This is a genomic window from Planktosalinus lacus, from assembly GCF_014640155.1.
In the GTDB taxonomy this organism is placed as follows: domain Bacteria; phylum Bacteroidota; class Bacteroidia; order Flavobacteriales; family Flavobacteriaceae; genus Planktosalinus; species Planktosalinus lacus.
Map to the genome: position 1 here is coordinate 23,629 of NZ_BMGK01000005.1, position 12,659 is coordinate 36,287.

The following is a 12,659-nucleotide window of genomic DNA, read 5'->3' on the forward strand; positions in this document are numbered from 1 at the left end:
TTTTGTGGATGGAAAGATAATAACAACTTCGCTAACTGCAAAGTTTTAGAGTGGTTTTGATTTTATGAATTCCATATCTCCCAGGATTTCATTGCCTGATATTTTAGCATTGCTTCTCCATTTACTATTCTAGCTCCCTGATCCTTTCCAAGTTTTAAAAAAATTGTGAGTTTTGGGTTGTAAATTAAATCAAACAGGAGGTGCTTATCTGATATGCCTTTGTATGGAATGTTGGGGTATCCATTGATGTTTGGGCTCGTCCCAAGAGGGGTACAGTTTATAATGAGTTTATGGTTTGCTATTATTTCAGTTGTAAGTTCATTGTAACTGAAATTGGTTTTGTTTTTCTCACGTGAAACAAATGTGTATTTAAAATTGAGGTTATTTAATACATATGCAATGGCTTTTGAGGCACCTCCACTGCCTAAAATCAATGCTGTTTTATCAGTAAGCGGGAAGTGCTCTGAAAGGGATTTTGCGAACCCATAATGATCTGAGTTATAACCTATCAGGTTGCCTTTTTTTGAAATTTTCACAGTATTAACAGCACCAATTCTTTTTGCTTCTTTATCAGTTTTGTATAAAAAAGAAAGTATTTGTTCTTTGTAGGGAATTGTTACATTGAGTCCCTTTAAATCGGGATGTGACTTTAGAACTGTTGTGATTTCTTCAATTTTTGAAATGTCAAAATTCAAATATTGATGATGTAAATTTTTCGATTGGAAAAACGATTCAAAGTAAGGTTTTGAAAATGAGTAAGAAATGTTTTTCCCCAAAAGACCGTAGGTTGCCATAGCTTTGTAAAGGTTTAAAAACTATCAACATTTTGGGGATTAAATGTTGGTTTTTAGTTTGATTTTGTTCTGTCACCATACCAGCCTAAAGCCAATACGAGAAGGATTCCTACAAATATAAAAAAGATTGCGATAAATGTCTCACTATCGATGGAATTTGGTATAAATCTTTTATAATTACTCAAAATTCTATTGCCCTCAATGTCATAGAGAAAATTTCCTTGTGCATCTAAAGAGTAGATTTTTTCTTTCCAGGGCCAAACTACCCCCAAGGAGCCAGCAATAAACCCAATTATACCAGCATATGTAGCATTTTTAAACTGTTTCAATAAATAGCCAAGTAGATGAGAAAGTGTTACTAAACCAGTTATCGATCCCAAAGTGAAAGACGCCAAGACTTTTAGTAACCTGATTCGCTCAGAATTTTCTAAAAAGTCGAAGTTAAATAGAATAACTTCGGTAAAAGTGTCATACAGTGCATTGACAGAATCTACTAAAAGCAGCACATAGTTACCTAATAATATTAAAATAAAAGAACCTGAAAGCCCAGGAAGTGTCATTCCTGAAACACTTATAATCCCACATAGAAAAACAAAAAAGAGGTTGTCATTTTCTTTAGCTGGTTCTAAAAAACTAATAGCTACTCCGGCAATGATACCACAAAGCAGTATGGCAATATTTCTTTTGGTCCACTCATCAAAATCTTTAGCGATGTAATAAATGGAGCCCACTATCATCCCAAAAAATGCACTCCATACAAAAAGTTCATAATGTAAAATTAAATAATCTAGAATCTTTGAAACACTAAAGTAGCTTATAAGCATTCCTAAAATCAACAACCCTAAAAACTGCCCGTTGATATACCTGTAAAAGCTTTTAAATCTTCCTGAAACTAAAAGTTTAAATGCTTTTCTGTTTATTTTTTGAAGTGAGTAAATAAACTCTTCATAAAAACCGGCAACAAAAGCGACTACACCCCCGGAAACACCCGGCACTTTATTTGCAGCGCCCATACCAAGCCCTTTTAAAATAAGCCAAATTTTGTCAGAAAAAGAACGAGGTTCCTTCATTTTGTTTCAGTTTTTTTTTGTGCAATTTGCTCCAAAATGAAAATGCTCAAAAACCCTATAATCATAGCGATTAGCGCAGAAGGCACTTGAGGATCACCCATAAAATCACCCGGTAAAACGCTTTCTTCAAGTAAAGGAACTTTAATTTCTTCTGAGTTTAAACGCCAGCTCATCACTTCTTTCCAAGGCCAAACTTTGTTCAATGCTCCTATCATAAAGCCCGTTAACACTGCCAAAGTTAAGTTTTTGAAATTTTTAAATAACCAGTTTAAAACACCTGAAAATAACTTAATTCCAACGATAGCTCCTGTGATAAAAAGCAATATTTTAATCATAGAAGTCCAAAGCAAATCCCAGTTTCCGGAAAATAAAGCAGTGGTCAAGTCATTAAGTGTATTTATAACCACTTCATATGAACCCAAAAGAAGTAGTATGAAAGAGCCTGATATACCGGGTAAAATCATGGCAATAATGGCGATAAATCCTGAAAATAATATATACAAATTATTTTCAGGTGAAGCCATGGGTTCTGCAAGGGTAATGTAATAAGAGCCTATAGAAACAATTAAAAGCGCTAAAATGATTTTCAGATTCCAAGTTTTAACTTCTTTGCCCACATAAATAATACTGGCAACTATGAGTCCAAAAAAGAATGACCAAACCAAAATGGGATGGTTTTCCAAAAGCCACCCAATAAGTTTAGCAAGGGAAATGAAACTTACCAAAATACCGCTAAGCAGAATGGCTAAAAATTTAAGGTTATATGAAATCCATGCTTTTTTAAATCCGTTTTCTTTCCAGGTTTTAAAAAATGAAAAATTTAAGTTGTGGATGGTATTTATCAATTCTTCATATATACCTGAAATAAATGCAATTGTGCCTCCAGACACACCCGGCACAACATCTGCTGCGCCCATTGCAATTCCTTTTAAGAACAAAAAGAGGTGTTGCACAGTATTATTTTCTTTCATTGAGGGCAAATTTTGCCCAAAAATAAAGAAATTTATTGGGAAGTATTTCCGTAATTACTTATTAAATTTTGAACCTCAGGCATTTCATAAACTGTGGGAAATAATACTTCAAGTATTAACTTGTATTCCAAATCAAGTTTTAAAGCATTTTTTAAATGAAAGCTTCCTTTTGTGGTGTCGTTTAGGAAATAATAAAGCCCGCTGAGTCTGTATTCCAATTCGGCATTTTCAGGATAAAAATCTATAGCTTGAAATAAATTGGTAATAGCTGCTTCAAACTCGCCAAGTTGCATCAAAATATCTGATCTGCTAATCCAGGTTTGCAGTTCATAATTACCAAGTTCAATGGTTTTTCTATATCCAATTTCAGCTTCTTCAAAAAGGTTTAAGCGATTATTTATTTTTGCATATCGTTTCCAATAATGCACATTTTCACTGTCGATATTGATGGCTTTATCAATAAAATAAAGTGCTTTTTGGAAATTATTTTTTTTGATATAAAAATCTGTTATAGCAATCCAGCCTTTATCTAAAAGAATGTCTTCATGAACACATTTGTGATAATATTCCAGGGCAAACTCTTCGTTGCCCAATTTTTCGTGACATTTACCAATGCGCAATAGTGCAAATGAAGTGGGGTCTTCTAAATTTAAGGTAATTGAATAGTTTTCAATGGCTTCATTGTAGCGTTTGAGTTTTTCAAGCACTTTTCCTTTTTCAAGGTAAGCACCCACAAATGTGTCATCTGAAATTATTGCAAAATCAAACGCAGCAAGCGCTTTTTTATACTTCTTAAGCAAGAAATATTGTTTACCTACTTGGTGCCAGGCAACTTCACAGTAAGGGTTTGAATTGAGATAAATGTTTAGATAATCAATGGCATCTATATGAAGTTCTAAAATTTCATAACAATAGATAACGTTGTAGAGAGAAGAATAATCTTCTGGATCTTCCTCTACACATCTCATGAAGTAGTATTTAGCATTTTCATAGTCTTCCAGAAAGAGATATTCCATCCCTATAAGGTTGAGCACATCAAGCTCATCTTCTGTTATTTCGAGTGCTTTTTCAAGTAAGTTAATCGCTTTTTTATGATCGTCTTTTCTGGAGTAAATATTAGCACGTTGAATGTAAATTTCTTCGTTTGAGCTTTCAATAACCTGAAGATCGTTTAAAAGTTCTTCAGCTATATCAAGTTTGTTTTCAAAGATATACATTTCCACTTGAAGGAGTTTCAAGTTTGTGGAAGTAGGATGTTGTTCAAGGCCAAGTTTTGTCGCTTTTTTGGCCAAAGCGATTTTACCATTTTCCATATAATAATTAATAATTTCTTCAAATTCTTCAGAGTCGAAGAAAAGAACATTATTGGTTTTTAACATGGATTCAAAACGGGTAAGTGAGAAATTTTTGTCTTCGTTATGGCTTAAATGCATAGACGTGGATTTATGGGATTTCTTCTTTTAATAAATTTACTAATGTAATTTACTGTTCAAAGGTTATGCCCATTATATTGTTAACAAAATAATCAACATTATAAATGGGCTAAATAGTTGAAATATAGTTGATTGAGTGTTGTTTTATTTTTTTATGTCATTTAATACATCTAAGATAATTTTACATCCTTGTACAATTTCAACTTTTGAAATTGTTAGTGGGGGCGTTATTCTGATCGCTTTGCCTTCAAATAAAAGCCAAAAAAGGATCAAGCCTTTGCTTTTACATTCAAGGATTACGCGATTTGCGATTTCTTCGTTTTCAAGCATTATGGCAAGCATTAAACCAATGCCTCTGATTTCTTTTATCAATGGATGAACAAGTAGACTTCTAAATAACTTTTCTTTTTCTAGAGTCTCTTGAACAAGGGAGGTTGTGGTTAACTCCTTTAGGGTAGCCAAAGCAGCAGCAGCAATCACCGGATGGCCCCCAAAAGTTGTAATATGTCCCAACTTTGGATTGTTTTGCAGTAATTTCATTTTTTCGAATGAAGATACAAAAGCACCCACAGGCATTCCGCCTGCCATTCCTTTACCGATGACCAATATATCAGGAATACAATTGAAATTTTCAAACCCAAAAAGTTTTCCGGTGCGACCAAATCCCGGTTGAATTTCATCTAGTATAAGTTGTGCTCCGGTTTCATCACAGCGTTTTCTAACTTTTTGCAGAAAATTGTCATTTGGCAAAATAAAACCTGCACCTCCTTGAATGGTTTCTAAAACCACACCGGCAGTTTGATCAGTGATTTTTTCAAGGTCATTTTCATTGTTGAAAGTAATGTGATTCACCCCAGGCATTAATGGTCTGAAAGCACTTTTACGTTCTTCAAAGCCCATTATGCTTAATGAGCCTAATGTGTTACCGTGGTAGGCGTTTTTAGCGCTTATGATCTGAGCTCTGGCAGTGATGCGTTTTGCCAATTTAATAGCGCCTTCTATCGCTTCAGTGCCGCTGTTTGTAAGATAGGTGACCGAAAGGCTTTCAGGTAAATGTTTGGCCAGTAATGAGGTGAAATCAACAGCCGGTTTTTGAATATATTCCCCATACACCATAACATGTAAATACTCATCTGCTTGTTTTTTTATGGCTTCAACCACCGCCGGATGAGAATGACCCAATGTACAAGCGGAAACTCCTGCTACAAAATCCAAATGTGGTTTTCCTTCAGAATCAAAAATATAGGAACCTTTTGCATGGCTTATCTCCATGGCAAGTGGGTGTGAAGTAGTTTGTGCCTGGTGTAAAAAAAACTGATCTTTTATTCCCATTGAGAACCAATTTTAATATTCATTTCCATCCTCATTTTTTTTGTTGCGATCTTCATCTTCTTCACTTAGAGGCTTAAACCCTTCAGGGTCATTTTTCAAATCTTTTGGTTCAAGACTTGAGGCTTTGGGAATTTTTAAATTTTCATCAGGTTTTTCATCAAAAAAATCCTCCTCTAATTTTGGAAGCGGAATTCCTGATATTTTTGGAAGCTTTGGAATAGGTTTTCCTTTAAATAAGTCATTTTTAGAAAGTAGACGCTCGTCACCTCTCCAGATAAAGCCCCTTAAAATACGTGCGTTTTCGGGAAACTCTGATTCCGGATGAAGTTTTCCCTCGGCTTGCCTTATAAATCGTATGGTTTCTATTTCTTGTTCGCTAAGTGTGATTTGAATTGAACTAGCTCTTGAATGATTGATACCCACTAATTCATCATTTTCATTTCGGGTATAGAAAATCACTTCGGCATTTCTGTTTATGTTTATAGTATCTAATTCATTTTCAGTAAATAAACCAATCAATTTTTCTCCTTTTACCTGATTGAAACCGGCACTGTCTTTTTGAATCAAAAAAGCGTTGTTATGGACTTTTAGGGTGTCTAGTTTTTCAGTTTCAGTATTTGATAATAAAATGATAGTGTCACCGGTCATTTGACTTTCACCATTCCACATTATTGGATTTCTCAGCATTTTTGTGATCCCGGTTTTTTCGTCACTATAAATACTGTCAGACTTTCCGCTCATATCACTTTTAAAAATCCTGGCTTCATAAAATCCTTTCAATATGCGATGGTCTGCTTTTCCTGTAATTCTAAGTGTATCGGCGTGCATATAAATTGAATCTCCATCTCTAACAGTAATTGCGACTGCCCGTTTGGTTATAAATACAGAATCTTTATCCCTAAATACTTCAGCATAGTGGCCTTTGACAATACTATTATTTAAGGTGTCTATAACTTTTATATTGTTTGTTGCCGAAGCGAAGTTTTTCTGTCTGTCAAAATTGAGACTGTCACCCAAAATTGTTCTGCTTTCATAATCTATTTTAGCATTTTGCATAAAATACCCTTTGTCATTCCTTGTGTCATAAAAACCACGTTCACAGTATATATCACTAGTTTCCCCTGTTATTGTTGAAGGTCCGTAAAGATAAGCGTGACCGGTTTCACTGTAAAAATCCAATTGATTTGTGTTAATTATATAATCAGGGTTGGTAACGACCACGTTTGATAGAAACTGATAGCGTTTAGTTTCGGCAAAATAACGTCCAATATTGCTTGTCAATGTACTGGAAGTATCAACTACTTTTCCGCCACTTCTATAAAAACCTTGCTGTTTGTTTCTGTCAAAATAAAGCGTGTCAGTAGAAAGGGTGGTATTGGGTTCTTTTAGGATAACATTGCCACTTGCAAAAGCAAATTTGGTATTGCCGTTGTATTCTGCATATTTACTGGTAAGGGTCATTGTATCGCCTTGTGTGATACGTACATTGCCATATCCTTTTACAAAATTATCTTTGTTATACATATATGCCTGATCACACCACATTTCGACTCCTTCATGAACAATATAGACTTGCTCATTGGCTTCACGTGTCCAAATAGCAGCATCTGGTACATCTGGTCTAATTTCCAAAAAACCAGATTGAACAACAACTTTTTGAGGTTCTTGAGCGTTCAAAAGGGAGCTGAAAATCGCTAATTGAAAAGCAATTAATACCGTTTTTGTGATTCGGTTTCTAGCATTCATCAGCAGACTATGTGTTTTAATTTCTATCGATGGATGGTTTGTGTCCTGTCTGGACCCACAGACACCAGTTTAATTGGAACTTCCAACTCTCCTTCAAGAAAATCGATGTAATCATTCAATTCTTTTGGGAATTTATCGGTTTCTTTGATTTTGGTTAGATCTTCTTTCCATCCTTTCATTTCTTTGTAAAGGGGCGTAATAAATTCTGGTTCTATATTAAAAGGCAAGTGTTCTATTTTTTTACCATTGTATTGATAAGCGGTACAAACTTTTAAGGTCTCAAACCCACTTAAAACATCACTTTTCATCATCATTAACTGGGTTACGCCATTGATAGCAACGGCATATTTTAATGCTACCAGGTCTAACCAGCCACATCTTCGGGGTCTTCCTGTTACGGCACCAAATTCATTCCCAATTCTGGCCATTTTGTCTCCAACCTCATCAAAAAGTTCGGTGGGAAATGGCCCGCTTCCTACTCTTGTGGTGTAAGCTTTGAATATTCCATAGACTTCTTTCACTTTATTTGGAGCAACTCCAAGACCGGTACATGCCCCTGCTGCGGTTGTGTTTGATGAAGTTACAAATGGGTAGGTTCCAAAATCAATGTCTAATAACGAGCCTTGTGCGCCTTCGGCAAGAATAGATTTACCTTCTTTTTGTGCCTGGTGTATATATTCTTCACTGTCAATGAAAGTGAGTGTTTTTAAAGTTTTGACTGCTTCAAAAAACTCTTCCTCCATTTCTTCAAGATCAAACTGTACATCAACATCATAAAAATCAATTAGTCCGAGGTGTTTTTCAGCAAGTGCTCTGTATCTCGTTTCCCAATTTGGCATTTCAAGGTCACCTAGTCGCAAACCGTTTCTGCCTGTTTTGTCCATGTAAGTAGGACCAATGCCTTTCAATGTGGACCCAATTTTTGCTTTTCCTTTTGAGGCTTCTGAAGCTGCATCAAGAAGTCGATGAGTGGGAAGTATGACGTGTGCTTTTCGCGAAAGCAAAAGTTTACTTTTGTAATCGATGTTGAATTTATCCAGTCCTTCCAGTTCTTTGACAAACACAACAGGGTCAATAACCACTCCATTTCCAACAAGGTTGATGGTTGTTTTATGAAAAATACCGGAAGGGATTGTTCTCAAAACGTGCTTAATTCCATCAAACTCGAGAGTGTGACCGGCATTGGGTCCACCCTGAAAACGGGCGACAATGTCATAATTTTGAGTTAAAACATCAACTATTTTTCCTTTTCCTTCGTCTCCCCATTGCAGACCAAGTAGTAAATCTACTGCCATTGTTTTTGTGTTATTCGGTTGATTTTTTGTTTCCGTAAAAATAAAGTGAGTGATTTGTTATTTCGATGTCAAAAACTTCTTCGATGGTTTGTTTTATAGATTGGATTCGCGGGTCACAAAATTCAATTACTTCACCTGTATCAGTTAAAATGACATGATCGTGTTGTTTGTCAAAATATGATTTTTCATAATGGGCTTGGTTTTTTCCAAACTGATGTTTTCTTACCAAGCCACATTCAAGAAGTAATTCTATCGTGTTGTAAAGTGTTGCACGACTCACGCGGTATTTTTTATTTTTCATTTTGATATAAAGTGATTCAATATCAAAATGTTCAGTACTGTCGTATATTTCTTGCAGGATAGCAAAGCGTTCAGGGGTTTTCCGATGCCCTTTTTCTTCTAAAAATGCTGTAAATACATTTTTTACTATGGTCTGATTGTTTACGGTATTTTTTTTTGTGTCTGTCATTTTCAGGTGCAAATTTACGCAAATTTTAGACTCTGGTTACTTTATCAATACCATTAATTTTTTTGATTTTAGTAATCACTTCATTAAGGATATTTTTGTTTTTTACAATCACAATGATTTTTCCGGTAAACACTCCGTCATCGCTCTCAAAGCTAAGGCTTTTAATGTCTATATTCATATGATTTGAAATCACTTTAGTAACTGAATTGACAAGCCCAAGGTTATCTATACCTGTAATTTTCAATTGTGCTCTAAAATCTTGTTGTGAAGAATCTATCCATTTAGCCTGAATGATCCGGTAGGTAAAGTTACTTTGAAGTTGCAGAGCATTTGGACAGGTGTTTTTGTGAACTTTGATACCGTCGTTAACGGTTATAAAACCAAAGACTTCATCACCGGGAATGGGATTGCAACAAATTGCTAATGTGTAGTCAAGTTTTTCTTCTTCTTTGCCAAATACAAGTTGGTCATATTTTACGGTAATTTCATCTTTTTGAATTTCTTCAGGTTTGGGTTGCTTTCGAATTCTGTTTTTAAAGAACCCTAAAAAAGCATTACTTCTAGAAGCAGCAAAATTTCTCAATTGTTGATTGTCGATAATTCCATTACCGGCTCTGTAAAACAAATCCTGACTAGTTTTAAGCTTGAAAAAGCTAACGAGCTGATTGATTGTTTTTTCGTCGAGTGTAATTTTTAATGACTTCAGTTTTCTAGCAAGCATTTGCTTTCCATCTTCAGCAATTTTTTTGTTTTCTTCTCGCAGTGAAGATTTTATTTTTGATTTTGCTTTTCCGGTAGTGGTGTAGTCAAGCCAGTTAGAGTTGGGTTTTGCATTTTCTGATGTAATAACTTCAACCTGATCACCACTTTTCAATTCGGTGCTCAGTGGAACAAGTTTTCCATTTACTTTGGTGCCCCTTGTTTTAGAACCCACTTCTGTATGGATTGTAAAGGCAAAGTCCAGTGCTGTTGCTCCTTTTGGAAGGGAAATTAAATCACCGTTTGGTGTAAATACAAAAATTTCTTTAGAGTATAAATTGAGTTTGAATTGTTCAACAAAGTCAACAGCATTGGTTTCTGAACTTTCCAGTGCTTCTTGCAGCCTGTTAAGCCATAGTTCCAGATTTTGATCTTCTTGTTCGTCTTTATTTTTGTATTTATAATGAGCTGCAAATCCTTTTTCTGCGATTTCATTCATTCGTTCACTTCTTATTTGAACTTCCACCCAACGGCCTTTAGGCCCCATTACAGTTATATGTAAAGCTTCATAGCCAGTAGACTTCGGTGAAGAAATCCAGTCGCGCAATCGTGTGGGATTAGGCCTGAAGTGGTCTGTTACAATCGAATAAATTTTCCAAGCAAGAAATTTCTCCTGAGAGATATCACTTTTGTAAATAATTCGTACAGCAAACTTATCAAACACCTCTTCATAAGAAACATTTTGTTTAAGCATTTTGCGTCTAATGGAAAAAATTGATTTTGGACGGCCTTTTATTTCATACTCTAAACTTTCTTTGTCAAGTGAGGTTTTTATGATATCGTTGAATTCTTTAATGTACTTATCTTGCTCTTCTTTACTTTCTTTAATTTTCAAAAGGATGTCATTGTAAACTTCAGGTTCGGTATATTTTAGACCTAAATCTTCAAGTTCTGTCTTGATGTTGTAAAGCCCAATTCTGTGTGCAAGGGGGGCATAGATGTAAAGTGTTTCTGATGCAATTTTGACTTGTTTATCCCTTCGCATAGACTCCATGGTTTGCATATTGTGGAGACGATCTGCGATTTTTATGATGATTACCCTAACATCCTCATTAAGAGTGAGTAACATTTTTCTGAAGTTTTCAGCTTGTAAAGAGACATCTCTTTCTGATTCTATAGCAGAAATTTTTGTAAGTCCGTCTACAATTTTTGCAACAGTTGTTCCAAAAAGTTGTTCGATATCGTTGAGAGTGTAGGCGGTGTCTTCAACTACATCGTGTAAAAGTGCCGCTGCAATTGAAGTAGCGTCCAATCCAATTTCAGAAGCTACAATTTTAGCAACTGCAATAGGATGAAAAATATAAGCTTCACCTGATTTTCGGCGTTGTTCTTTATGAGCATCCACAGCAACGTCAAAGGCTTTTCGAATCAGTTTTTTATCCTCAGGAGTAAGAGTACGGTAACTGATTTTTAAAAGCTCTTTATATTGCTTTGCAATTTCTTTACTTTCTTTATATAAAACCTCTTGCGTCATAACCTAAAAGTACAATTAAGTTTTATAAGATACAACAAATTTTATGCCTTTAAATTGTTGTAACGTTGCAATAGAGTGGGGTGTGAATAATGAATAAACACATAAAATGGATGAGGGGTGAGGTTACTCAGATTGTTTTTTGACAGTTTTTTTAATGATGAAATTAACGGTTGAGCTGCAAAGGTAGCTTTTGCAAAATTATCTGCCTGATATTCAAATACTCTGGATAAATAATTCATCACCAATCCGGTAATTGTAGATATGGGACTGTATAAAATAAAAAAAGCAATCAACCCAATATGAAAGGAAGGTATTTCTACACCCAATGCCTGCGAAAGCAACGGACTACCTACAAAAAGAGACAATAACCAAAGCGTTAAACCGGTTAGCACCACACTACTCACAAGATTAATAATGATGTGGTTGCGTTTGTAATGCCCCACTTCGTGTGCAAGAACAGCTACTATTTCATCTTCATTGAGATCTTTGATTAGTGTGTCATATAGTGTTATTCTTTTTTCTTTTCCAAAGCCAGAAAAGTATGCATTGGCCTTTGTACTCCGTTTTGAACCATCAATTATAAATATATTGTCAAGTTTAAATCCTACTTTTTTTGCATACCCCTCAATTTTTTCTCTTAAACTTCCTTCTTCTAAAGGAGTTTGTTTGTTAAACAATGGCACGATAAGTCTTGCATAGAACATGTTAATAAAAATAGAAAAGACTGTAATTATTAACCATCCATAGAGCCAAAAATTTGAGCCAGTAGTTTCATAAAACCAAATAATAAGTGCTAATAGTCCACCACCAACAACGGCTGTGAGTAGCCATCCTTTAATTTTATCAATAAAGAATAATTTTTTGGTACTTTTATTAAACCCGAATTTCTCTTCAATCACAAAAGTGTCATAATAAGAAAAAGGTGTTGAAATTAGATCGGAGGCATAAAAGAGTATTCCAAAAAATATTAACGCAACTACTATATTGTTGTTTGAGAATTCCCGGGCAAAATCATCTACAAAGGCAAAGCCATCCAAAAAGAAAAATAAAAGGGTAATAATAAACATCACTGACGAACTCAGTAAACCAAATTTGTAATTTACTTTTTTATACTGTTGTGATTTTTCATATTCGTCTTCGTCATAAACATCTTTCAATTCATCAGGGATGGACTTGTCAAAATTTTTGGCATTGAGATGACTCAACCATTTATCAGCAAAGAAGCTAAGAGCGAGTATTCCAATTATGATGTAAAAAAGAGTGTTTGCTTCCATTGATAGAAATTAATAGTTCCAAATTCTTGTTGGAAAATTTGA

Annotated in this window: 10 protein-coding genes; all 10 read right to left on the reverse strand. The window is 34.8% G+C overall.

The genetic code is table 11. The features are described from left to right. Positions 1–62: 62 nt before the first annotated feature. The 10 genes from IEV69_RS06825 to IEV69_RS06870 all read right to left on the reverse strand — a co-directional run bounded on the left by IEV69_RS06825 (position 63) and on the right by IEV69_RS06870 (position 12,617). Entirely contained in the window at positions 63–794 is a 732-nt protein-coding gene (locus IEV69_RS06825) for a shikimate dehydrogenase family protein (RefSeq protein ID WP_188440843.1), read from the reverse strand. Positions 795–847: 53 nt separating this feature from the next. Then, a complete protein-coding gene (locus tag IEV69_RS06830) occupies positions 848–1,864 on the reverse strand; it encodes a DUF368 domain-containing protein (protein WP_188440845.1) in 1,017 nt (338 codons plus the stop codon). Beyond that, positions 1,861–2,835, reverse strand: a complete 975-nt coding sequence (locus tag IEV69_RS06835) for a DUF368 domain-containing protein (protein WP_188440848.1) — start codon at positions 2,833–2,835, stop codon at positions 1,861–1,863. Before IEV69_RS06835 ends, IEV69_RS06830 begins: the two co-directional genes overlap by 4 nt. Positions 2,836–2,867: 32 nt before the next feature. Further along, entirely contained in the window at positions 2,868–4,268 is a 1,401-nt protein-coding gene (locus IEV69_RS06840) for a tetratricopeptide repeat protein (protein ID WP_188440850.1), read from the reverse strand. Positions 4,269–4,412: 144 nt separating this feature from the next. Further along, on the reverse strand, positions 4,413–5,600 hold the full coding sequence (locus IEV69_RS06845) for an aspartate aminotransferase family protein (protein WP_188440852.1): 1,188 nt from the start codon (positions 5,598–5,600) through the stop codon (positions 4,413–4,415). Between the two features lie 12 nt (positions 5,601–5,612). Continuing rightward, positions 5,613–7,346 (reverse strand): OstA-like protein, encoded by a 1,734-nt coding sequence (locus tag IEV69_RS06850; RefSeq protein ID WP_188440854.1) that lies wholly within the window; start codon positions 7,344–7,346, stop codon positions 5,613–5,615. A gap of 23 nt (positions 7,347–7,369) precedes the next feature. Then, positions 7,370–8,641, reverse strand: a complete 1,272-nt coding sequence (locus tag IEV69_RS06855) for an adenylosuccinate synthase (protein WP_188440856.1) — start codon at positions 8,639–8,641, stop codon at positions 7,370–7,372. Positions 8,642–8,651: 10 nt separating this feature from the next. Continuing rightward, positions 8,652–9,110, reverse strand: a complete 459-nt coding sequence (locus IEV69_RS06860; RefSeq protein WP_188440858.1) for a Fur family transcriptional regulator — start codon at positions 9,108–9,110, stop codon at positions 8,652–8,654. Positions 9,111–9,135: 25 nt separating this feature from the next. Further along, positions 9,136–11,343, reverse strand: a complete 2,208-nt coding sequence (locus tag IEV69_RS06865; RefSeq protein WP_188440860.1) for a RelA/SpoT family protein — start codon at positions 11,341–11,343, stop codon at positions 9,136–9,138. Positions 11,344–11,384: 41 nt separating this feature from the next. Further along, complete coding sequence (locus IEV69_RS06870; protein WP_188440862.1) at positions 11,385–12,617, reverse strand: M48 family metallopeptidase; 1,233 nt, start codon at positions 12,615–12,617, stop codon at positions 11,385–11,387. Between the last annotated feature and the right edge of the window lie 42 nt (positions 12,618–12,659).